The 23,306-nt window shown below is 60.7% G+C and carries 14 protein-coding genes and 1 pseudogene; 8 read left to right on the top strand and 7 right to left on the bottom strand.

Going from position 1 to position 23,306, the window contains the following annotated elements:
• Window positions 1-115 precede the first annotated feature (115 nt).
• Window positions 116-5,035 (bottom strand): alpha-2-macroglobulin family protein, encoded by a 4,920-nt coding sequence (locus AC3IUA_RS26965; protein ID WP_489357855.1) that lies wholly within the window; start codon window positions 5,033-5,035, stop codon window positions 116-118.
• A 234-nt stretch (window positions 5,036-5,269) separates the two neighbouring features.
• Here AC3IUA_RS26965 and AC3IUA_RS26970 point away from each other — a divergent pair, with 234 nt between their 5' ends.
• A complete protein-coding gene (locus AC3IUA_RS26970) occupies window positions 5,270-6,619 on the top strand; it encodes an MATE family efflux transporter (protein ID WP_489357856.1) in 1,350 nt (449 codons plus the stop codon).
• Between the two features lie 14 nt (window positions 6,620-6,633).
• Here AC3IUA_RS26970 and AC3IUA_RS26975 read toward each other — a convergent pair whose 3' ends face one another.
• The 6 genes from AC3IUA_RS26975 to AC3IUA_RS27000 form a co-directional block, all read right to left on the bottom strand.
• On the bottom strand, window positions 6,634-7,431 hold the full coding sequence (locus AC3IUA_RS26975) for a DUF4123 domain-containing protein (RefSeq protein ID WP_489357857.1): 798 nt from the start codon (window positions 7,429-7,431) through the stop codon (window positions 6,634-6,636).
• The gene (locus tag AC3IUA_RS26980; protein ID WP_489357858.1) at window positions 7,428-9,059 is read right to left on the bottom strand and encodes a type VI secretion system Vgr family protein; all 1,632 of its coding nucleotides are present in this window, start codon (window positions 9,057-9,059) and stop codon (window positions 7,428-7,430) included. The genes AC3IUA_RS26975 and AC3IUA_RS26980 overlap by 4 nt, the downstream gene beginning before the upstream one ends.
• A gap of 246 nt (window positions 9,060-9,305) precedes the next feature.
• Window positions 9,306-11,219, bottom strand: coding sequence for an arginine decarboxylase (gene speA / locus AC3IUA_RS26985; RefSeq protein WP_489357859.1), 1,914 nt, complete (start codon window positions 11,217-11,219; stop codon window positions 9,306-9,308).
• Between the two features lie 224 nt (window positions 11,220-11,443).
• Window positions 11,444-11,815, bottom strand: coding sequence for a translation initiation factor Sui1 (locus AC3IUA_RS26990; protein WP_150804116.1), 372 nt, complete (start codon window positions 11,813-11,815; stop codon window positions 11,444-11,446).
• A gap of 298 nt (window positions 11,816-12,113) precedes the next feature.
• Window positions 12,114-12,662: an NUDIX hydrolase gene (locus AC3IUA_RS26995; protein ID WP_489357860.1), complete on the bottom strand. Its 549-nt coding sequence runs from the start codon at window positions 12,660-12,662 to the stop codon at window positions 12,114-12,116.
• Between the two features lie 3 nt (window positions 12,663-12,665).
• Window positions 12,666-13,733, bottom strand: a complete 1,068-nt coding sequence (locus tag AC3IUA_RS27000; RefSeq protein WP_489357861.1) for a DUF2333 family protein — start codon at window positions 13,731-13,733, stop codon at window positions 12,666-12,668.
• 288 nt (window positions 13,734-14,021) lie between these two features.
• On the opposite strand from AC3IUA_RS27000, the gene AC3IUA_RS27005 reads away from it, so the two are divergent.
• The 7 genes and pseudogenes from AC3IUA_RS27005 (at window position 14,022) to prmA (ending at window position 23,305) form a co-directional block, all read left to right on the top strand.
• On the top strand, window positions 14,022-15,665 hold the full coding sequence (locus AC3IUA_RS27005) for a diguanylate cyclase (protein WP_489357862.1): 1,644 nt from the start codon (window positions 14,022-14,024) through the stop codon (window positions 15,663-15,665).
• Window positions 15,666-17,199: 1,534 nt separating this feature from the next.
• Window positions 17,200-17,706 (top strand): annotated as a pseudogene (locus AC3IUA_RS27010) (methyl-accepting chemotaxis protein); the annotation flags it as partial.
• 246 nt (window positions 17,707-17,952) lie between these two features.
• Window positions 17,953-19,737: a protein-disulfide reductase DsbD gene (locus tag AC3IUA_RS27015; protein ID WP_489357863.1), complete on the top strand. Its 1,785-nt coding sequence runs from the start codon at window positions 17,953-17,955 to the stop codon at window positions 19,735-19,737.
• Window positions 19,738-19,868: 131 nt separating this feature from the next.
• Window positions 19,869-20,324 (top strand): type II 3-dehydroquinate dehydratase, encoded by a 456-nt coding sequence (gene aroQ, locus AC3IUA_RS27020; protein WP_150644101.1) that lies wholly within the window; start codon window positions 19,869-19,871, stop codon window positions 20,322-20,324.
• A 24-nt stretch (window positions 20,325-20,348) separates the two neighbouring features.
• On the top strand, window positions 20,349-20,810 hold the full coding sequence (accB, locus tag AC3IUA_RS27025; protein WP_489357864.1) for an acetyl-CoA carboxylase biotin carboxyl carrier protein: 462 nt from the start codon (window positions 20,349-20,351) through the stop codon (window positions 20,808-20,810).
• Window positions 20,811-20,827: 17 nt separating this feature from the next.
• Window positions 20,828-22,189, top strand: a complete 1,362-nt coding sequence (gene accC, locus AC3IUA_RS27030) for an acetyl-CoA carboxylase biotin carboxylase subunit (protein WP_489357865.1) — start codon at window positions 20,828-20,830, stop codon at window positions 22,187-22,189.
• A gap of 237 nt (window positions 22,190-22,426) precedes the next feature.
• A complete protein-coding gene (gene prmA, locus AC3IUA_RS27035; RefSeq protein ID WP_489357866.1) occupies window positions 22,427-23,305 on the top strand; it encodes a 50S ribosomal protein L11 methyltransferase in 879 nt (292 codons plus the stop codon).
• Window position 23,306 lies beyond the last annotated feature (1 nt).

Here is a 23,306-nt window from a genome sequence, read left to right on the forward strand (position 1 = left end):
CCCTGAAACCTGCAACCACATTTTGTCAGGCACACCGCATTCACAGGCTTTGCGGCTGCTGCGCACCCGAGCGGGGGCAAGCCCCCTCGCCACAGGTACCGCGCCTTGCTCGAAATCATCTTCCCTTGATCACCATCTGCGGTGGAGTTTCGCCCACTGCCTGCCAGTTCGGCCGGTACATCGACTCTACTTGCGGCGGTGGTACCCGGTAGATACCCGGTGTGACGGCTCGCGCCAGGTACAGCAGGTGCGTGGTGCCGTAGCCGTCCAGGTTCATCGCCGCGACGTAGCGGTCATCGCGGAATTCCTGATGCTTGAGGCTGGCGTTCTGCATCGACTCGCGCCATTCCTTGACCTTGCGGCTGGCGTTTTCCAGGCTCGCGGCACTCTGGGCCAGATTCTGGTTTTCCAGTTCCAGTCCCGCCGGCAGCATGTCCACCACCAGGGCGTCCGGCACTCGCTGTTTGGCGCTGACCGCCAGGTGCACCAGCACCAGATCACCGCTGGCCAAGGCCTTGAGGTTCAACGGTTGGCCATTCATGCCCAGGTACTCACGACGAATGCTCAGGTTCACCCCACCGGCGACCGGCGCCTGTTGTGGATAACCGGAAATGGTCAGCTGCTGGTACACAGGTTCGCTGCCTTCATTGTGCAGGGTCAACGGCAAACCCAGCAGCGCACCTTCGAGTTTCAGGCCTGGCTGGTTATTGCTCAGCTCACGGGTTTCATCCCCACTGTGCAATTGCGCCGTCCAGCTGGCTTCGGGTTTGCCCAGCAAGCCACGACCTGCGAGGAACAGTGAGTTGCGCTCCTGGGTCGACAGGTATTGGCTGGCGGCCAGTTGGTCGGACAACTCGAACAGACGCTCCTCACGTTTGCCCTTGGCCAGGTCATTTTCTTCGAGCAGTGCCAGGATCAGCGCCTGATCGCGCAGCGGGCTGCCATAGTCGGCGAGCCAGTCCTTGCTGGTGCGTGAGGCCGTCAACCCTGCGATCAAGGCCTGATCGGCACGTGGCTGGTCACCCATTTTCTGCAAGGCGATGGACAGTTGCACCAGCGGCAGGCCGGAACGGGCATCGGTGCGACGCTCGAACAGACTGCGCAGCGCGCCCAGCGGCGCCTGTTGGCTGCGGGCTAATACCAGACCGGCATAGGCTTGCACCGCGAAGCGCGTGTGTTCGGCATTTTCGCTGTAGTTCACTTCGATCAGGTTGCGCTCCTGCAGATAACGCAGCAGCCGTTCACTGGCTTTTTTCAGCGCCTCGGGCGGCACCGCGAAACCTTGCTCGCGAGCACGCAGCAAGAAGTCGGTGACATAGGCCGTCAGCCAGTACTCTTCTTCACCATCAGCACCCCACAGACCGAAGCTGCCGTTGTAACGCTGCATGCCCAGCAGGCGTTCGATGCCCAGTTCGATCTTGCGCTTGCGATCGGCATCCGGCTCGCCTTCCAGGCCCAAGCGTTTGAGGCTCGCGGCGTCAGCATAAAGCGACGGATACAGGCCACTGGCGGTTTGCTCCAGGCAACCATAGGGGTAAGCCTTGAGCGCGCGGATTTGTTCGCCAAGGTTCAGCGGTGGCCGGCTCGACAGGCTGAGCAGGGCTTCACGTCCGGCGGGTTCGAAAGCCGCCAGTTCAGCTTCCGGCAGCTCCCACGGCTGATCCTTGAGCACCGCGCGGTAATGTTTGAGCATCGCCGGATAAGCCGGGCGCACACCCAGGGTCCATTCGCGGGTAAACGGCGGCAGGCTCTCACCCGGCAGATCGAGGCCATTGACCAGCACCTTGACCTTCCCTTGGCCCAAACCACCGAGCGCCTGCACCGGAATCCGCAGGGTCGTGCGTTGGCCCTGGGTCAGTTGCACGTTGTGGCTCGCTTCACCGAGCAGGCCCAACTGGCCCTCGGCACTTAGCTGCACTGTCAGTTTCTGCGCTTTGCCCGAGAGGTTCGACAGGTCCAGGGCCAGCGTCGTCTGGTCACCACCGGCGAGGAACCGCGGTGCCGAGAGCTCGGCAATCAGCGGCGCGGCGATCACCGTTTTACCTTCGGCCATGCCATAACGGTCGTCGGTCCAGGCCTGGGCCATCAAGCGCAGTTCGCCGTTGAAGTCCGGGATGTCGACGCTGACTTCGCCCTCGCCTTGCTCGTTCAAGGTCACCGGTGCGCTTTGCAGGGCAACGATGGTCACGCTGGTATCGGGGCGCTTGCCGCCCTTGGCCAGTGCCGCGTCACCGCCGAATGCCAGGCTGGCCAAACGGCCCTGCCCGGCCTCGATCAGTTGCCCATAGATATCAAGCTGGTCAGCACCGTAGGCTTTGCGACCGAACAGGCTCGAGTACGGATCCGGGGTCGGGTATTCGGTGATATTGAGAATGCCTACGTCCACCGCGGCTAACAGTACATGCACCTGTTTCGGTACGCTGCCGTCAGCATTTTTCGCCTGGATTTTCACTGTCAGTGGCTGTTTCGGACGCATTTTTTCCGCGGCACTCAGCGTCAGGCCGAGTTTGCGCTGGGTCCTGTCCAAGGGCAGATGCAGCACACCAACCGCACGTTTCGGGGTGATGTTGGCCTTGCGCTCACCGGGACGAATCACCAAGGCGCTGACATACAGGTCATGCCGCAACCATTTCGGATCGAGCTTGACCGCGAAGCTTTTGCCTTCGGCCGGCACGTCGATTTCCTGCCACCACAACGGGCCGTCGGCGGACTCCACCAGCAGATAGCCCTGACCGGCAGCGGGCGGGGTGACGGTCACATTGGCCGTATCGCCATCGCCGTAGGCGGGTTTATCCAGCGCCAGCTTGACTTGATCCGGACGCACTGCGCCGCCTTCGGCGTTGTCCTGAGAGCGGTAGCCTGCCCAGAAACGCAAGCTGCTGACCAGGCCGGTCTGCGGGTCTTCGACTTCGACGCGGTACGGGCCCCACTCCACCGGGAAGCTGACTTTCGCGGTATCTCCAGCCTTGATACTGACGGTTTCTTCGTCAAGGTTGAGGAATTTTTCGTTGAAGTGATAGCTCCAGCCATCGTTCTCCGAGTAGTTCCAGTAGTAATCACGGCGCTCGCGCACCAAGCGCACCTTGAGGTTGTCCGCCGCCAGTTTCTGGCCTTCATTGTTGGCCACCAGCAACTCGAATTCGACCGGACCGTCGCCGTCGGTTTCTTCACCCTCGAACAAGGCGCGCAGCCCTGGCAGCCGATCCGCCGGCCATACCGGCTGGACCACGCGACGAGTAATCGGACGGCCTCCGGACTCCTGCAGGCTGGCCTGCACGATCAGTTGCAGCGGCGACCTGGCTTCGGCCCATTTGCTTTCAAGGGCGATAACCGCTTCGCCATCGGCGTCCAGTGCGGTTTCGTCCAGTTCCAGATCCTGGCTCAACTCTTCTTCGGTGACCGAGCCGAACTGATAGCCCGGCAAGGCTTTGACTGCCTCACGCAGCGGACGCACATAGACCTGGCCGCTCAGGCGATTGCCCGAGGCCGGGGCACCGTAGAGATAGCGGCCGTTGACACTGATCCGGGCGCTGTCCGTTGGTTTGATCGGAGCATCGCTGCCTTTGAGCTCAAGGGCCAGACGCTCGGGCAGGAAGTCCTCGACCAGGAACTCATAGAGTTGCGGCTTGCCGTCGCCCAGATCGAACACCAGTTGCCAGCGTCCGGTCGGCGCCTCGCCGGCCAGTTGCAATTGGTATTGATAGAGGCCGGACGCATCGGCATCCCAGACGAATTTGCGGCTGACCTGTTCATCCGGCCGACGCACTTCAACACTCACTGGCTGAGGCTTGACCGCGTTACCGTCCTTGTCCCGCAGCAAGGCGTTGAGCAGCACGGTTTCCCCCGGGCGATATAAATCGCGCGGACCAAACACGAAGAATTGCAGTGGATGGGCTTGCGGTCCGCCGATATCGAATTCGGCCAGGTCCAGTGCGGCACTGTTCAGGCGCAGCATGCTGGTCTGCTCACCCTGGTGAGCCAGCAGCACTTCGGCTTTTTTCGGCAGAGGCAACTCGGCGTGGCCGCCCTTCTCGGTCTTGCCTTGGCCAACGACCCTACCGTTGCTGTCGAGCAGCTCGAGACTGACGTCAGCCAGGGCTTTGCCGCCTTCCAGCGCTTGCGTGAAGACGTCCAGACGATTCTGATAACGGTGCACCGACAGGCCGATATCACTCAGAGTGAACAGGGTTGCCGGTTGCGAGTAGTTGTAGGTGCCGGAAGCGCGCATCACCGCCAGGTAAACGCCGGGCTGCTGCAACTGTTTGAGGCCGGCGATCGGCAGCAACAGGGTTTCCCGGGTATTGCGTGCCGGGTTCAGGTCGAAACGACCACCGTAGACCAGCTCGGCCATCGGCAGTAGTTCGCGCGACTCATAACTTTGCAGGCTGGAGCTGCGGCCCCACTGGCTGAGAAAAGCCGGTAGCGCCTCGGGTTTGATGCGGAAGAACTCGACGTCGATCTTGTCGACGTTCAGCGCGATCACTGGCAGGCCTTCGGCCAGACGGGTCGGCAGCAGGGTGCCACGGCTGGCGAAGCCTACGGTAGGTTGCAGGTCGCGGGTTTCCAGGCGGCTGACGTACTCGGCGGCGAGCGTGGCGTCGTTCACCCCGCGCAGGCCGGGGTCTATGGTCAGCACCAGTTTGCGTTGCGGCTCGAGGTGGCGCAGACGCAGCTCCATCAGGTTGTCGGAGAGTTCCCAGGCGCCATCGAGCTTGCCGGTTTTGCTGTCCACCAGGTGCAGTTTTTCGGCAAACTTCTGCTCCGGGTCCAGCGGCACCGAGAAACTCACCGACAGCGTACTCGCGCCATCGAGCTGAACCTCGGAAACGTCCACCACGCTTAACTCACGGCCGACGTAGCGCTGCTTCAGCACCTCGATATCCGGCAGCGCCTTGGCCTTCGGCGCGCTGACCGTCGCTGGAGGGGCAGCAGGCGCAGCGGGGGCCGCGGCGGTCGGTGCCTTATCCGGGGTCGACGAATCGCAAGCGCTTAGCAGCACCAGCGCACAGGCCAGGAACAATCCTTTGTTAAGCATGAGGCACTCGTTGGCAGGGGTATCGAAGGTTTGAACTATATATCACTGGCGCCAAACCGGCTGAACGCCAAGATCAAAAGATCGCAGCTTGCGAAAGCTCCTACAGACGGCGGGGTGTCATGCCGTTCCGCAGCCCATATAACCTGCCAACATTGGGGCAAGCCCCCTCGCCACAAAGGCTCGGCACCAAACCTGCTCCTACCGTTACAATGCCCGGTCTTGCAAGGAGCCTGCATGTCCACCCTGATCACCGACTGGCGCCACCGCCTGACCCATCACCGCGTCTGGGCTCTCGCGGCGCCGATGATTCTGTCTAATATTTCTGTTCCATTAGTGGCGCTGGTCGACAGCACGGTGATCGGGCACCTGCCCCACGCCCACCAACTTGGCGCCGTAGCGATCGGCGCCAACCTGTATGTGTTTCTGGCCTGGTCCATGGGTTTTCTGCGCATGGGTTCCACCGGGTTCGCCGCCCAGGCCGCCGGGCGCGCCGACGGTGCGGCGCTTCGGCAAATCCTGTTGCAGGGGTTGCTGTTGGCCATGGGCCTGGCGCTGCTGCTCGGGATCATCGGGGTGCCGCTGAGTGGCGTTGCCTTGCAGCTGATGCAGCCTTCTGCCGAACTCGACCAGATGACCCGGGACTTTTTCCATACCCGACTGTTCGGGCTGCCGGCAGCACTGGCCAGTTTTGCCCTGGTGGGCTGGTTCCTTGGCACCCAGAACGCACGCGCGCCGCTGGCGATTCTGCTCAGTACCAACCTGGTAAACATCGCGCTGAACCTGTGGTTCGTCCTCGGTCTGGAATGGGGCGTGGTCGGCTCGGCACGGGCCTCGGTCATCGCCGAATGGACCGGTGCCCTGATGGGTCTGGCCATGACCCGCAAAGCCTTGCGTGCCTACCCGGGGCACATTGCCTGGGTCGCGCTGACGCTGTGGCAAAGCTGGCGACCGCTGCTGGCGGTGAATCGGGATATCTTCATTCGCAGCCTGGCGCTGCAATCGGTGTTTTTCCTGATCACCGTGCAGGGCGCGCGGCTGGGCGACGCTACGGTTGCGGCCAATGCCCTGCTGCTCAACGGCTTGCTGTTGACCGCCCATGCGCTGGACGGCCTGGCCCATGCCGTGGAAGCCCTGTGCGGGCACGCCATTGGTGCCCGTGACCGGCAGGCCTTGCGCCGCTCGCTGGTGGTGGCCTGTGGTTGGTCGTTGCTGATCAGCCTGGGCTTCGCCGGCTTGTTCCTGGTGGCAGGTCATCTGTTCATCGAATTGCAGACCGATATCCAGAGTGTGCGCGATACAGCCTTCAGCTATTTACCCTACCTCGCTGTACTGCCGCTGATTGCAGTCTGGAGTTACTTGCTCGACGGCCTGTTCATCGGTGCTACCCGGGCCCGGGAAATGCGCAACGGCATGTTGCTGAGCGTCATCCTGGCATTGCCGTTTGCCTGGGCTCTACAGGGCTACGGCAATCACGGCCTGTGGCTGACATTTCTGTTGTTCATGCTGCTACGAAGCCTGACCCTCGGCGCTTTTGCCTGGCATCTGCGCAAAAACGACAGCTGGTTCAGCGCCAGCCACCACTGATCAAAGCACCCTGTTCAGGGCGAATGACGCTCCCAGATATGACGCAAGTGCTCGAGGCGCTCACTCGGGGCGCTGCCACTCAATCGTTCGGGAACACTGGCCACCGGGTAACGCAGACGCAGTCGCAGCCAGCCATCGAGCACGGCGTTGTCCCGAAAGCCGTGCTCGAGTCCCTCCTCCAGATGGCACCAGATAGTGCTGTAGTCATTCCCCGTCGAACGACTCCACTGATAGGCATGGCGCTCCAGCAGGCATGCTTGCAGCTTGTCTTGTTGGCGGCGGCTCAGGCCGGGTTCTATGACCAGCCTGCTGCCCGGCAGTCGTGGATTCATCAGGTGCTGCCAGCCCAGGCTACCCACCGCCTTGTCGGCCCAGGTCCCGCCATACCAATACAACTGACTGATCGGCCCCAACCAGTCACTCAGTTCGCGGGGGTCACAGGCATCGAAGAAATAACTCGCGGTCTGTGGGTTGTAGTAGCTCAAGAGGCCTTTGTAGTGCAGCCCCAAGGTGACGGTGAGCATCCGTCGCAGGTGCATCAACAGCTCCTGTAACGGTGCCGCGCTGACCAGGAACAATCCTGGCCAGGCCTGTGGTTCGGACTGACTGAGCGCAACCAGCGGCGAGTGTTGATCCAGCGCGATCAATAACGGTCCATGTCCACTCAGCGAATGCACATCGGTACTCTCGAAAAGTGCCCGGCAGCGGACTCCGGCAAAGCGTTGGCGCAGCAGCAAGCCAGACTCCGGTGAGCTCGGGAGATCGAGCAACAACCATTGGGCTGCATGCCTTGGCATCCCGGCGATATTCATACCCCACCACTTTTACCGGGCCTGGCCAGCAAGCGACACGTGCAGATGTTTTGTTTGCAGTGAGTGAAGCTGCCACCTTCAGGCAGCAAACACAGCAACACCAGAGGGTGGCTGGCCTGCACCAGCGCCAGCAATTGCTCCTGTTCAGGCAGGGGTGGCGGTTCACTGGCTATCGGGACGCTGGCGGCCGATCGCTGCCGCGCCTCGAGAATGATCTGCGCACTTAAAAGACTGAGACCTGCTGCGTCGAGCTTGACCGCACTGTTGCCGACCTTGAAGTGCATTTCACTGCCAGCCTCGAACCTCAGCTCAAGCCCGTTTGCCAACCGGATGCTTTGCCCGGCCCCGACAAACTTCGCTGGATCGAGGTCAACATGCAGCAATGCAGGCTCCTCGCACGATCCTGCGGCCACAGGAAGTGTCTTATCCCCCGGCACATTCGCCGTACCGAACACCGCCGCTGGCAGGAAGCCAATGATCAGTGGCTGGTCGGGATCCCCCTGGGCAAAACTGACCAGTACCTCCATGCCGGCTTGCAACCCTTGAGTCGTTTCGCCTGCAAGCTCATTCGATACGGGTACCCAACAGGGGTCTTGATTAGAGCCCTGGCCCTGATACAGCCACTCAAACTGCACCGCGATCATCCCCTGAGGGGCTGGCCCGGCATCCACTACCCAGGCTCGCTGGATGCTGCTCATTCGCGGTTCTGGCAACGACCTGGCAGGCACGAAGGCGACTTCCCGGGGCGTAGCGCGGAAATGATTGCGGTACTGACACACCGATGGCAACTCACCGGAAAACGCCGCGCTCGACTCCGACGCCGCTGCCTGAACCCCCTGATGCTGGACGCTGGTCAGTAGCCAGAGGTGGTTCCAATCGGTAAAAGGGTGCCCGGACAAGCGCATGAGTGAACCACTGCGCAGCAACGCGAGATCGCTTTGGCCCTCGGCAACGTGTTCGGCCCGCTCACCGGGCTCATCTGCCCTGAGCTGTACATGCACACTGAATTTGCGGATTGCAGGAGCCTGCCCTTCGGTCGAAAAAAAGCAGCTGTCGCTTCGACGAAAACTCCTCTGCGTATCGGCAAACACCACGCAGTGGCCGCACCGCTGATGCTGAAAGTGATAATGGATTCTTTCTTGCGCACACAGACGCTGGAGAAACTGCAGATCCGACTCTCGATACTGGGTGCAGTAATCTCGCGCCCGATAGTCAGCAGTCAGCTCAAGACAATACCCCCCCTCCCGAATACCGTGTTCATGCAGCACCCGATTGATGATTTCAGGCACCGTAAGGCGGGTGAAAACACGCTGATTGTAACGTTGCGCCAGACACGCCAGCTTCGGCCCCAGCCGCACGCGACAAAGCCTTTGGGGGGCGCAATGAAGGTCTTGGCTGAGCCCGTGAATCTGCCCATGAATACCGCCCTGGCCATCGGAAATCTGAAGGTAGGCGCAGCGATACATAAGCCCCCCCAGGTCCAGCTGCGGGTCATCGATGATCAGGTGCAACTCGAACACGAACGGTTCGCTGATGGATTCGGTGCCGGTAAAGGCCAAAACGTTAAGGGGATGGGGCAGACCCGCTATGTCCAGACGAAAAAACGGTTCGCTGACTGGATTGGACATCGAGGTTTCTCTCTACAGGAGGGCGACCGGGGATTCTCGCTGAGAGACATGGCCGAGTAGAGAGCAAGAGTACAAATCAGGAAATGGACTACATGAAATGCAGACCGGATCTCTATGATCCTTCGAGAGCCAACAGCCTGAGCCGCTTATGTCTGAAAGATAAAGAAAGATCGCACCAGGCCATCTGTAAAAAAACCCACGCGTTGCGGTGAATTTTCAGACAGCCTGGAGCAACCGATTACTGGCTCAAGACGACAGGTAAGACGAGCGAGTCAGGCCCAGGCGCAGAGCGTCGAGGAACTGGGTACGCTCAGCGGCGGTGATCTTCGCGCTGGCAACTTTGTCGCGGTAGTGAGTCATCAACTCTTCCGGGGACAAATGCACATAACGCAGCATGTCCTCGATAGTGTCGTGAGTTTCGATACCGGCGCTGTACACCGAGCCATCCTGGTTCTGGTAGATGTTCACCGAATCGGTGTCACCGAACAGGTTGTGCATATCCCCGAGGATTTCCTGATAGGCACCCACCAGGAAAATCCCCAGCAAGTAATCTTCACCATCTTTCAGCGCATGCACCGGCAGGCTGGTCTCGATGCTCTGCTCATCGACGTACTGCTTGATCTTGCCGTCGGAGTCGCAGGTCAGGTCTTGCAGCACGGCACGGCGCAGCGGCTCTTCGTCGAGGCGGTGCAGCGGCAGGATCGGCAGCACCTGGCCAATCGCCCAGGTATCCGGCAGGCTCTGGAATACCGAGAAGTTGCAGATGTACTTGTCGGCGAGTTTGTCGTTGAGTTCGTCGAGCACCTGACGGTGGGAACGTTGACGGGCTTTCAACGAGTTGTGCAGGCGACGGCAGACGGCGAAGTAGCACTGCTCGCCCAGGGCTTTGTCGGCCAGGGTCAGCTTGCCATCGGCGTACTGGGCGGCAATGTCGCTCATGTAGTGCGTGGCGCGCCAATAGGTCTCGGTAACCATTTCAATGTCGGTCGGGCCCAACAGGTCCACCAGCCATTGCACGGTTTCCGGCAGGTTTTCCTTGTTTTCGATGACTGGCACGTCGTCGTTATGCTTCTCGACGTCGGTCACCTGGACCACCAGCATAGCGTGGTGGGCAGTCAGTGAGCGGCCGCTTTCAGAGAAGATATTCGGATGCGGCAGGTTCTGCGCGTCGCAGAATTCCTTGAGCATACCAACCACGACGCCAGCGTAGTCGTCCATGTCGTAGTTGATCGAGCTGGCATTGCGCGAGTGAGTCCCGTCGTAGTCGACACCCAGACCGCCGCCCACGTCGATGTGATCGACCGGCAGGCCGAGGTTGCGCAATTCGCCGTAATAACGGATCGCTTCCTTGAAACCGTGCTGGTAATCCGCCAGGTTGGCGATTTGCGAGCCCATGTGGAAGTGCAGTAAGCGAATGCCCTGATCCAGGCCGGCCGCGCGGAAACGCTCGACCACCGACAGCAGTTGCGCGGCGGACAGGCCGAATTTGGATTTTTCACCACCGGTGTCCGCCCACTTGCTCGAAGCCAGGGAAGACAGACGCACTCGCAGGCCGACCTGTGGCTTGACTTTGAGCGAGGCGGCTTCTTCGATCACCAGACCGACTTCGGATTCTTTCTCGATCACGATGAACACATTGTGACCCAGCTTCTGGCCCATCAGCGCCAGGCGAATGAACTCGCGGTCCTTGTAACCGTTGCAGACGATGGTCCCACCTTTGGGAGCCAGGGCCAGTACCGCCAGCAGTTCCGGCTTGGAGCCGGCTTCCAGGCCAATGGATACGTCCTGGGTGGCGATGATGTTCTCGATCACCGCTTCTTGCTGGTTGACCTTGATCGGATACAGCGCGGTGTACTTGCTCTGGTATTCCAGACGCTCGATGTTGGCGTCGAACGCGCCGGTCAGCTGCCGTACGCGGTCTTGCAGGATATCCGGGAAGCGCACCAGCAGCGGCAAGGACAGGCCGCTTTTACGCAGTTCGTCGACTTGCTCGTACAGATCGATAGGCGAGCTGTTCGGGCCGTTCGGACGAACTTCGACGCGACCGGCGTCATTGATCGCGAAATACCCGGCCCCCCAATGGCGAATCCCATAAACACTGCGGCTGTCCGCAACTGTCCATTGGCTGCCATCGTCTTTGCGTGTGCGTCGTACGGACATCGAAGTCCCCTATAAATGAAGTCATAGAGCGTCGCCTGAGATCAGGCTGGCGCAGTCTAAAGAGTAAAAGTGACGATTAGCCTGCATTCGAGGGGGATAGACCTCACATACAGCGCGGAGTTTAGAAACCGGTCATGAACAGGCTCTGTGAAAACCATGGAGACGACGGCAAACCTGAATCCGATCAGGGTTGCATCAAGTCGGGGTGGTCTTCACAGAGGCTGCTAGCCGCCGGATTTCTTCGCTTTGAAACCGAGTTTGATCAGCTCTGCCAAGAGTAGCTCGACATGCTCGCCCTGGATCTCGATGACCCCGTCTTTCAACGTGCCACCGGTGCCACAACGCTTTTTCAGGGTCGTGGCAAGCGCTCCGAGCGCGTCTTCAGCCAACGGCACGCCGGTGATGGTGGTCACCGTCTTGCCGCCACGGCCCTTGCTTTCGCGTCGCACGCGAGCAATGCCGTCGCCGGCAGGGATAACAGTTTGTTTGCAGATGCAGGCATCCACCGGCTGGCTACAGTCCGGGCAATGTCGACCTGCGTCGGTGGAGAATACCAGGCCACCAAGGGCGGCGAAGGATGCGGCTTTTTTGGCCACCGGCAATCCTCTTGTGAGGACAAAGACTGGTCGAAGCACAATGGCCGTGCCATCGACCGCGAAGCCCCACTCAGGCAGGGGCAGCGCTACTGAACCGGTACAACACTGTGTATGCGTGTGGGAGCTGACGAGTGCAACGAGGCTGTGATCTTTTGATCTTGACTCAGAAGCAAAGTCAAAAGATCGCAGCCTGCGGCAGCTCCTACAAAAAGCAAAACCGGTCCAGCGTTAAAAGGTCGCGCAGTGTAACGGCAAAAAGCCGACTTGCTAAGAGCCAATCGGCGCCAATTTATGCATCTTATGCGACGTCTGCGCCTTGTGCGCGCAGATAACGCTTCAAGGCCGCCAGAGAGTCCGGGCAATAAGGCTTGCACTGAATATCCTGCATCACCTGGTCGATCGGCATGAAGCGCGCTTCCAGCACTTCCTCCGGCTGCAGACGCAACGGTCCGTCCCAGACCGCCGAAAACGCCGAACACCAGAGCCGATTGCCGGTGTCTTCAAAGAAAAAGTGATCATGAGCGGTCAACGCCACACCGCTCACCCCCAGTTCTTCTTCCAGCTCACGGGCCGCCGACTCGGCGTAGGTCTCGCTCGCCAGCACCATGCCACCCGCCGCCACGTCCCAGTAACCGGGGTAGATGGCTTTGCTCAGGGTGCGCCGATGCACACACAGCTCACCGGCAGAATTGAACAGCATGATGTAGGTGCCGCGCCCGATCAGCCCGCGTTCGCGCAGATCGGAGCGGACCAGGGCGCCGAGCAGATTATCCTGCTCATCGACCCAGGCGATGTGTTCGGCATCCGAGGCCGCGCGATGGGCGGCCTCATTCGAGGTAGCGACCATGACTCAGCCCTGGGAAAGCAATTGACGCAGATCGATGACTGCAGCGTTGGCCCGCGAGATGTAGTTGGCCATGACCAGCGAGTGGTTGGCCAATACACCGAAGCCGCTGCCGTTGAGGATCATTGGGCTCCATACCGGTTCCTGGGAGGCTTCCAGCTCACGAATGATCTGGCGCACGCTGACCGTGGCGTTCTTCTTGGCCAGGACATCGGCAAAGTCGACTTCGATGGCCCGCAGCAGATGGGACAACGCCCAGGCCTGACCGCGGGCTTCGTAGAACACGTTGTCGATCTGCAGCCACGGAGTTTCCACCACCTCTTCATCAACCTGCGGCACCTGACCCGGGGCCATGACTTCGGTTTTCAGCGCAGTGTTGAGCTTGACCCGGCCGACGCTGGCCGACAGCCGTTGCGACAGCGAACCCAGACGGGTGCCCACGTCACCCAACCAATTGTTCAGGTTGTCGGCACGGGAATAGAACAGCGCGCCCTTCTGGTTCGGATCGGACAAACGGGTCTGGTAACGGGTCAGGGAGTTGATCCCTTCCTGATACTCGGACTCGCTGGAAGGCAGCACCCAGCTTTTGTTGTCGAAGTTGAAGCGCGGCTCGGCCTTGGCCAGATCAGCGTCCTCGGCGGACTGCGACTGGGACCGGGCGAAATCCTTGCGCAGGGCACGGCTCAGGTCACGGACCTGCACCAGCACGCCGTATTCCCAGCTGGTCATGTTGTCCATCCACAGGCCCGGCGGGAAACGGTCGTTGGAAATATAACCGCCCTGCTTGGTCAGCAGCGTACCGGCAACGGTCTTCAGGGTTTCCACCGTGGTGTACCCGATAACCATCTGCTTGCCTTGTATCTCGGACGCTACCTGAGCGTTCTGCTGAACCGGAAACAGTGCCGGCTCCTGGCTCCAGTACCAACCCAGGACAATGGCCACCAGCAGGTACAGACCGAGCAACGTAGCCAGTGCACGGCTGAACAGCAAACCTCCGAAATAGCTGCGGGTTGCCGATTTCGGTTCAGCGGCACGTTCAGGCGCGCTGCCTGCGCGGTTCTTCCAGTCCAGCATGGCTATATCCTTTCGATCTCGGAATTCATGGGTTCGACCGTAACCCTACCCCATCGTGCCTCGGCCGGAGCGAATTTATCGCTCACGATACCCGGCGCTGCACGATTGTTGCGGATCACCGGCCCACTATAAATGAAGCACAGTCGCGAGCCTATGCGACCCGTGGGTCAGCAAATGAATTACGCCGCCTCACAGTTTATTGACGTACGACACTCATACAATCGAAAAGAGGTGCTAGCATAGAGCCACCATTCAATCTCAGCATGCCCCCTAACTAGTAGTCAGGATATGACCGAGCCAGAAGACCCCAGCCGTGAGCGCCTCAAGCACCACTTTGCCCAGCGGGTAATTCATCAGGCACGTCAGATTCTTGAGATATGGCAACGCCTGCAGCGTAGTGAATGGTCTACCGTCGACCTGTCGGAGCTGAGCGAAGCCAACCTGCGCCTGCTGCGGTTCGCCGAACGATTCGAACAACCCGAACATGCGAAGCTGGCACGCAGTATCGGCGATTCGCTGCAAGCGGTGGATGCTAACCGCGGGCGTCTGAGCAGCGGGTTGATCACCGATCTCAACCGCTTGATGCAACGCTTGTCACGCACCGGCCTGCGGCAGGGTGACCAGCTCGAACAAACCTTCCTGCCACCGCTGCGCAAGCCGATCTACGTGATGCTGCAAGATCACGACCGTGCCGAGCGGCTGGCCAAGCAGCTTGAGTTCTTCGGGCTCAGCGCTCAGTCGCTGGACAGTGTCGCGGCGTTTCGCTCCTCGCTGGTGGAGCGGTTGCCCGCGGCGATTGTCATGGATGTCGACTTCTGTGGCACCGGCATGGGCCTGAAATTGGCGGCCGAAGCCCAGGAAGGCCTGGAGCACAAGCTGCCACTGTTGTTTTTCAGCCTGCACGAAACCGACACTCCAACCCGTCTTGCGGCCGTGCGCGCCGGCGGCCAGGAGTTTCTGACCGGCACCCTCGAAGCCTCGAGCCTGCTGGAAAAAATCGAAGTGCTGACCTGCGTTGCCCAGTACGAACCCTATAAAGTGCTGATCATCGATGACTCCCGGGCCCAGGCCTTGCACACCGAGCGCCTGCTCAACAGCGCCGGGATCGTCACCCGGACCCTGATCGAGCCGATCCAGACGATGGCCGAACTGGCGGACTTCCAGCCGGACCTGATCATCCTCGACATGTACATGCCAGCCTGCACCGGAACCGAACTGGCCAAGGTGATCCGCCACAACGACCGCTACGTCAGCGTGCCGATCATCTACCTGTCGGCCGAAGACGACCTGGACAAGCAGCTCGATGCCATGAGCGAAGGCGGCGACGACTTCCTGACCAAGCCGATCAAGCCGCGCCACCTGATCACCACCGTGCGCAACCGCGCGGTCCGGGCACGCAATCTCAAGGCGCGGATGGTTCGCGACAGCCTGACCGGCCTGTACAACCACACCCATATCCTGCAACTGCTCGAAGACTGCAGCTTCCGCGCTCGCCGCGAAAGCAAGCCGCTGAGCTTTGCGATGCTCGACATTGACCACTTTAAACGGGTCAACGACAGCCACGGTCATCCCATGGGCGACCGTGTGATCAAGAGCCTGGCGCTGTTTCTCAAGCAACGCCTGCGCAAGACCGACTTCATCGGGCGCTATGGCGGTGAAGAGTTCGCCATCGTCATGCCTGATACCGATGTCGGGTCGGCCTATAAAGTGCTCAATGAGATCCGTCAGCGTTTTGCCGAGATTCATTATCCAGCGCAACCTCAGGATCTCTGGTGCACTTTTAGCGCCGGTGTTGTAGAGCTGAGCGAAGACTCTGACAGCCTGATGATGGCCAGCCAGGCAGACGAAGCGCTGTATCGCGCCAAGCACGCCGGACGCAATCGTGTGCAAGCCGCTCTACCATCAAAGCAAAGTGCCACTTTTTCCTCGTAATCCATCGAGTCGGTCATAACCCTGTAACAGAAACGCAATAACTTCAGGCGCTTACGATTCTGTCGTTGGTAGAGCCACGATGCGCCTGAAGCTGCTGACCAATCTCAATACCCTCCTCTTAGTCGCCGTTTGCCTCGCCCTGGGTGCCACACTCTGGTGGTCGCAACGGGCGCTGGAGCGACCCTACCTGTTGATGGAACGCTACCTGGGCTTGTCCCAGCAGTTCCAGAATCAGGTGGCGCGCAATATCCAGGACTACCTGACCAGTGGCGATGCACTGCGCCTGAGCAGCGCCAGCCAGGCCATCGAAACCTTGCACCAAGAGCTGGACGAGCTGCCGAGCGAGCTGGCCCAGAGCTTGCGCCCAAGCCTTTCGAGCCTGAGTGAGTTCAGCAAGACCGAGTTGCTGGCCGCGGGCAAACTCGCTGGTGATCCACAAGCCTTGCTGCTCCAGGCCGAACGCGAGCTGGGGGCCAATCTGGAGCAACTCAGCCACTACGCAACGGGCGCCAGTAACCCGAATGCCAGCGGCTATTTGCCTTTGTTACTGGTGGCGTCGCAGCACTTGGCCAAACTGTCGCTGGCCCGGGACAAGCTGGTCAGCAGCGGCCGTAGTGAACTGGCGGCGGATGTCGAGCGCGAAGTCAGCAACATCCGCAGCCAGGCCGAGCAGCTGGAAGCCCGGGCATTGTTAGGCGTCACCGCCAGCAGCGAATCGAACAGCGGCGACTTCGCCGCCATGATGGGGCTGGAGAACACTGAAAAAAGCATCGCCGAAGATACTGGCATTGGCCTCAAGCGCGAACTCAACAGCCTGCTGACGCGTTACCCGGCCGAGCTCGCCCGCACTCGCCAGCAGATCCAGCAACGCGCTGAACTCAGCGCTGCGACGCACCTGAAGATCACCGCGGTTACCCAGGCGATTGCCGGCCTGGAACCCGCCGTACGCGCCCAGCACGGGCAGATCCAGAGCGAGGTGAGGATCATCCAGGGCTTGATGATTGGCTTGATCCTGTTGATTGCGTTGCTCATCGATACCTTGCAACGGCGGCTGGCGCGTGTGCTGACCAACCTCGCGCCGGCCTTGTCGACCTGGGCCGAGGGTGACTTCAGCCGGGATATCCAACTGGGCAACACCAACCGCGAGTTGCACGATATCGAAGCGTCGCTGAATCGACTGCGGGCGTATCTGGTCGATCTGGTGGGAACCATCCGGCAAAACGCCGAACAGGTCGCCGGCAGCAGCCGCGCTCTGGCCGAGTTGAGCAGTGGCCTGCACAGCGGCGCGGAACGCCAGGCCGGGGATACCGCACAAATTCGCGACTCTTTGGGTGAGCTGGAGGCCACCATCCAGCAGGTAGCCGGCGATGCCAGCCAGGCCGCGGACGCCAGCCGTCATGCCGGGCTCGCCGTCGAGCACGGGCAGAAAGTGATCGGCCTGAGCCTCACGGGGTTGCATGCCCTGGTCGGCGAGGTGCAAGGCAATGCGCAGATGATTGAACACCTGGCCGAAGAGTCGGCGACCATTGGCGGCGTGCTCACAGTGATCCGCTCGATTGCCGATCAGACCAATCTGCTGGCCCTCAACGCCGCCATCGAAGCCGCTCGCGCCGGGGAAATGGGCCGGGGTTTTGCGGTGGTCGCCGAAGAGGTCCGCACCTTGGCCCAACGCACCGCCGGCGCCACCGCCGAGATCCAGACGCTGATCGCTGGCCTGCAACTGGCCGCCCGTCAATCGGTAGAAGGCATGCGCGCTCAGGTCGAACACGCTGAGGCCACGGCGAGCCAGGCGCAAGCGGCTGACGGCGCACTGGATGAAATCGTCGGGGCTATCCAGACCATTTCCGACACTGCCGTGCGCATCGCCGATGTCACCGCCCAACAGAGCGGCGCCGTCAGCGAAATCCGCGATCACAGCGAGCGGATTCACCAGCTGGGTGGGGATAACCTGCTGAGGATTGGTGAAGGCCGTAGCCAGGGTGAACATTTGTTGGCGTTGGGCGGGCAGTTGCATACGGCCGTCCAGGCATTCAGGGTCTGAAAGGGACCCTTGTGGCGAGGGGGCTTGCCCCCGCTGGGTCGCGTAGCGACCCCAATGCCTGCGACAGTGTTTTTCTGACGGAACGCATTAACCGGATTTACGACTGCTTCGCAGCCGAACGGGGCGATGCGGCGTTCCGACAAGCCCCCTCGCCACAAAAGCTCGATCGCCTCAAGGACGATCCCCCCTCCCTGCACTCCCCCCCACTCCGCTATGATGCGCACACTTCCGATACGCGAGATCGCTATGCGCCGCTTGCTCTACCTGATGCTGTTATTGCTCGCCCTGCCGGTGACCGCCGGCGGGTTGCTGGACAGTCGCCCCGGTTCGACCCTGGGTGCGATCAATAACAGCGCCGACTTCCTGCCGGTACGCGAAGCCTTTCAGCTGAGTCTGGTAGAACGGGCCGCGCAATCGATCAAGCTGCGCTTCGTCGCCAGCGAAGGTTATTACCTGTACCGCCATCGCTTTCAGTTCCGTACCGAGCCCGCAGACGTCACGCTGGGCGGCGCACAGTTGCCTCAGGGCGAGCAAAAACACGATGAGTATTTCGGCGACGTCGAGGTCTACCACGGGATTCTCGAGGTAGAACTGCCGCTCCCGGCCGGCGAACAGCGCGCCTTTACCCTGGCAGTGACTTACCAAGGGTGTGCCGACAAGGGCCTGTGCTACCCGCCAGAAACCGAGCGCCTGAGTATCGCGGGCAAGGCTTCTCCAACAACCAGTACCGATACCCCGGCCAGCGACCTCCAGACCCGCTGGAACTGGCGCGAACTGGCGCTGTTCTTCCTCGCGGGAGTGGGACTGACTTTCACCCCTTGCGTGCTGCCCATGCTGCCGATCCTCTCCGGCGTGGTCTTGCGCGGTCAGGTCGGCGGCTGGCGCGGCTTCAACCTGTCGCTGGCCTACGTGTTGCCGATGGCGGTCTGCTTTGCCCTGCTCGGGGCACTGATGGGCATGTTCGGCGCGCAACTGAATCTCCAGGCACGCCTGCAATCGGCCTGGGTGCTTGTGCCGTTCGCGCTGTTTTTCGCGGTGTTCGCCCTGGCCATGTTCGGCATCTTCGAATTGAAACTGCCCCATGCCATCAGCAGCCGACTGGATCGTGTGGCCAATCGCACCGAAGGCGGTTCCTTGTGGGGCGCAGCAGTGCTCGGGGTGGTCTCCAGCCTGCTGGTTTCGCCCTGCGTTTCGGCGCCATTGGCCGGCGCTCTGCTTTATATAAGTGCCAGCGGTGACGCCTTGGGCGGGGCACTGAAACTCCTGCTACTGGGCTTGGGCATGGGCGCGCCGTTGCTGCTGGTCGCCACTGGCGGCGCGGCCTGGCTGCCGAAAAGCGGCCCATGGCTGCTCTACGTTAAAAATGCCATAGGGGTGCTGCTGCTCGGGCTGGCGATCGGCTTGCTCAGTCGGGTGTTGCCCGGCCAGGCCACCTTATTGCTGCTTGGCTTGCTGGCGGCCGGTGTCGGGCTGTTTCTCGGCGCCCTGGAGTTCATTTACAAACCACCCAGACAACGCCTGGCGCAGCTGTTGGGGATGTTTTTGTTGTTCTACGCGCTGGCCTGCTGGTACGGCGCATTCAGCGGCCAGACCGACCCGTTGAGTCCGATCGGCCGCTCACTGGCCGTCAATTCGGCCACTGGCATCCCGGTTCAAAGCGCCAGCCCATGGCAGACCATCAATACCCCTGTGGAACTGGATCGTGTTCTCGCCGAGGCCAGAAACGCTGGCACCCCGCTGCTGCTCGACTGGTATGCCGACTGGTGCATCAGCTGCAAAGTCATCGAACACGAGGTGCTTAACGACAGCAACGTCGTCGAACGCCTGAAAGGTTATCGGCTGGTGCGGTTTGACATGACCGCCAGCAACCGCGAACAACGCGCCCTGCTCGACCGTTACAAACTGTTCGGGCCGCCGGCACTGATGCTTTTCGGTAAAGACGGTCTCGAACACGGGGACGTGAGGGTGGTCGGCGAGATCAATGCAGCGGACTTCGCCGAACGTGTCGCCAAAGCAAATGACCGGTTTTAATTAACTGGTCATTTATTTCGCGCAAACATCGGACATTGTGCTGGCTATTGCAGAGAACTGGACAGTCACAAAGGCTTTGCGGCATAGTCGCCGGGTTCTGACAACTGCACACAGATAACAAGGAACTGCAGATGGCGACCCTACTGGTTTTGCACGGCCCCAACCTGAACCTGCTCGGCACCCGTGAACCGGGCGTCTACGGTGCGGTCACCCTGGCTCAGATCAATCAGGATCTGGAACAAAGGGCGCGCAATGCCGGCCACCATTTGCTTTACCTGCAAAGCAACGCCGAGTACGAATTGATCGATCGCATCCATGCCGCCCCTGGCGAGGGTGTGGACTTCATCCTGATCAATCCAGCAGCTTTTACGCATACAAGCGTGGCATTACGTGACGCGCTGCTGGCGGTGAGCATCCCATTCATCGAAGTGCATTTGTCTAACGTGCACAAACGCGAACCTTTCCGCCATCACTCTTACTTCTCCGACGTAGCGGTGGGAGTGATCTGCGGCCTTGGCGCCAGCGGTTATCGACTGGCCCTGGAGGCCGCCCTGGAACAGCTTGAACAACAAGCTAAACGCCCCTGACCGACCCTTGGGAGTTGATGATTCATGGATATCCGTAAAGTTAAGAAACTGATCGAACTGCTGGAAGAATCCGGCATCGACGAACTCGAGATCAAGGAAGGCGAAGAGTCCGTACGGATCAGCCGTCACAGCAAAACCCCGGCTCAGCAGTTCTACGCGCCTGCACCTATGGCTGCTCCGGCTGCCGCGCCTGTCGCTGTCGCCGCACCCGTTGCCGCAGCGCCTGCCGCACCGGCCGCGCCAGCGCTCAACGGCACCGTTGCCCGCTCGCCGATGGTGGGTACGTTCTATCGCAAATCTTCCCCTTCCTCGCCGTCCTTCGTTGAAGTCGGTCAGAGCGTGAAGAAAGGCGACACGCTGTGCATCGTCGAAGCCATGAAGATGATGAACCACATCGAAGCTGAAACCAGCGGTGTGATCGAATCCATCCTCGTTGAAGACGGCCAGCCGGTTGAGTACGACCAACCGCTGTTCACCATCGTTTGAACCGCGGAGAGCCAACGATGTTGAAACCTGCGAAGCTGGAAAAAGTGCTGATCGCCAACCGCGGTGAAATTGCCCTGCGGATCCTGCGCGCCTGCAAAGAGATGGGCATCAAGACCGTCGCCGTTTATTCCACGGCCGACAAAGAGCTGATGCACCTGGGCCTGGCTGACGAATCCGTCTGCATCGGTCCGGCATCTGCCGCAAAGTCTTACCTGCACATTCCGGCGATCATCGCGGCTGCTGAAGTGACTGGCGCCACCGCCATTCACCCGGGCTACGGTTTCCTCGCGGAAAACGCCGATTTCGCCGAGCAGGTCGAGAACTCCGGCTTCGCCTTCATCGGCCCGAAAGCCGAAACCATTCGCCTGATGGGCGACAAGGTTTCAGCCAAGGACGCCATGAAGCGTGCCGGCGTACCGACTGTTCCGGGCTCTGACGGTCCGCTGCCGGAAGACGAAGAAACCGCGCTGCGCATCGGTCGCGAAGTCGGTTATCCGGTGATCATCAAAGCCGCTGGCGGCGGTGGTGGTCGCGGCATGCGTGTTGTGCACAACGAAGAAGACCTGATTTCCTCGGCGAAACTGACCCGCTCCGAAGCCGGCGCAGCGTTCGGCAACCCGATGGTCTATCTGGAAAAGTTCCTGACCAACCCACGCCACGTGGAAGTCCAGGTGCTTTCCGATGGCCAGGGCCATGCCATCCATCTGGGTGACCGCGATTGCTCGCTGCAACGTCGCCACCAGAAGGTTCTCGAAGAAGCGCCGGCGCCGGGCATCGACGAGAAAGCACGCCAGGAAGTCCTCGCTCGCTGCGTCAAGGCTTGCATCGACATCAACTACCGTGGCGCGGGTACTTTCGAGTTCCTGTACGAAAACGGCGCGTTCTATTTCATCGAAATGAACACCCGCGTTCAGGTTGAGCATCCGGTTTCGGAAATGGTTACTGGCATCGACATTGTCAAGGAGATGCTCAGTATCGCCGCTGGCAATAAGCTGTCGTACACCCAGGATGACGTGGTCATTCGTGGTCACGCGCTGGAATGCCGGATCAACGCCGAAGACCCGAAAACCTTCATGCCATGCCCTGGCACGATCAAGCATTTCCATGCCCCGGGCGGCAATGGCGTGCGTGTCGATTCGCACCTGTACAGTGGCTACGCAGTGCCGCCGAACTACGATTCGTTGATCGGCAAACTGATCACTTACGGTGCAACCCGTGAAGAAGCCATGACGCGCATGCGCAACGCGCTGGATGAAATCGTTGTCGACGGGATCAAGACCAATATCCCGCTGCACCGCGACCTGGTCCGCGATCAAGGCTTCTGCGAAGGTGGAGTGAACATCCACTACCTGGAACACAAGCTGGCTGCCCAGCATTAAGATGTGATCCAGACCGACAAAGCCGCTTTCGAGCGGCTTTGTCGTTTCTGAGAAAAGCCAAAAGATCGCAGCCTGCGGCAGCTCCTGCAAGGGACTGGCGTACACCTGTAGGAGCTGCCGCAGGCTGCGATCTTTTCGGCTTACACCCCATGGTCGTCTTCTGCGTCGCGCTCGCGTAAACTGGCGGGCTTCTCGTAGCCTTCAGGCTGCACACTACATTTTTCAAAGGTGCCCGCCATGCCTTGGCTGCAAGTCCGTCTCGCCATCAGCCCAGAACAAGCCGAAACCTACGAAGACGCTTTCCTTGAAGTCGGCGCTGTTTCGGTGACGTTCATGGACGCCGAAGATCAGCCGATCTTCGAGCCGGAACTCAATACCACTCCGCTGTGGTCCCACACCCATCTGCTGGCCCTGTTCGAAGACGGCACCGAAGCCGCCAGCGTGCTGGCCCATATGGAACTGCTGACCGGCGGCCCGCTGCCTGAGCACCAGAGTGAAATCATCGAGGACCAGGACTGGGAACGCAGCTGGATGGACAACTTCCAGCCTATGCGCTTCGGCCAGCGTCTGTGGATCGTTCCGAGCTGGCACGCCGCACCGGAGCCGGACGCAGTCAACCTGCTGCTCGACCCGGGCCTGGCGTTCGGTACCGGCACCCACCCGACCACAGCACTGTGCCTTGAATGGCTCGACGGTCAGGACCTGAAGGGTTGCAACGTGCTGGACTTCGGTTGCGGCTCGGGAATCCTGGCGATTGCCGCCTTGCTGCTGGGTGCCAAAGAAGCGGTCGGTACCGATATCGACGTGCAGGCGCTGGAAGCTTCCCGCGACAACGCCGGGCGCAACAACATCGCCGAAGAGCTGTTCGCGCTGTATCTGCCGCAAGATTTGCCACAGGTTCAGGCCGACGTACTGGTCGCCAATATCCTCGCTGGCCCACTGGTCTCGCTGGCTCCGCAACTGTCCAGCCTGGTCAGGCCCGGCGGTCGCCTGGCACTGTCGGGCATCCTTGCCGAGCAGGGCGAAGAGGTTGCCGCGGCCTATGCTCAGGACTTCGAGCTGGACCCGATTGCCAATCGCGAAGGCTGGGTGCGCATTACCGGCCGTCGGCGCTAGA

Source organism: Pseudomonas sp. KH_050 (assembly GCF_057838875.1).

Coding starts and splice junctions, on each gene's coding strand:
- AC3IUA_RS26975 (WP_489357857.1), bottom strand. CDS start 7,431: ATGAATATCGCCGGGATGCCAAGGCATGCAGCCCAATGGTTGTTGCTC.
- AC3IUA_RS26965 (WP_489357855.1), bottom strand. CDS start 5,035: ATGCTTAACAAAGGATTGTTCCTGGCCTGTGCGCTGGTGCTGCTAAGC.
- AC3IUA_RS26970 (WP_489357856.1), top strand. CDS start 5,270: ATGTCCACCCTGATCACCGACTGGCGCCACCGCCTGACCCATCACCGC.
- accC (WP_489357865.1), top strand. CDS start 20,828: ATGTTGAAACCTGCGAAGCTGGAAAAAGTGCTGATCGCCAACCGCGGT.
- aroQ (WP_150644101.1), top strand. CDS start 19,869: ATGGCGACCCTACTGGTTTTGCACGGCCCCAACCTGAACCTGCTCGGC.
- speA (WP_489357859.1), bottom strand. CDS start 11,219: ATGTCCGTACGACGCACACGCAAAGACGATGGCAGCCAATGGACAGTT.
- AC3IUA_RS26980 (WP_489357858.1), bottom strand. CDS start 9,059: ATGTCCAATCCAGTCAGCGAACCGTTTTTTCGTCTGGACATAGCGGGT.
- accB (WP_489357864.1), top strand. CDS start 20,349: ATGGATATCCGTAAAGTTAAGAAACTGATCGAACTGCTGGAAGAATCC.
- AC3IUA_RS27000 (WP_489357861.1), bottom strand. CDS start 13,733: ATGCTGGACTGGAAGAACCGCGCAGGCAGCGCGCCTGAACGTGCCGCT.
- AC3IUA_RS27015 (WP_489357863.1), top strand. CDS start 17,953: ATGCGCCGCTTGCTCTACCTGATGCTGTTATTGCTCGCCCTGCCGGTG.
- AC3IUA_RS26995 (WP_489357860.1), bottom strand. CDS start 12,662: ATGGTCGCTACCTCGAATGAGGCCGCCCATCGCGCGGCCTCGGATGCC.
- prmA (WP_489357866.1), top strand. CDS start 22,427: ATGCCTTGGCTGCAAGTCCGTCTCGCCATCAGCCCAGAACAAGCCGAA.
- AC3IUA_RS27005 (WP_489357862.1), top strand. CDS start 14,022: ATGACCGAGCCAGAAGACCCCAGCCGTGAGCGCCTCAAGCACCACTTT.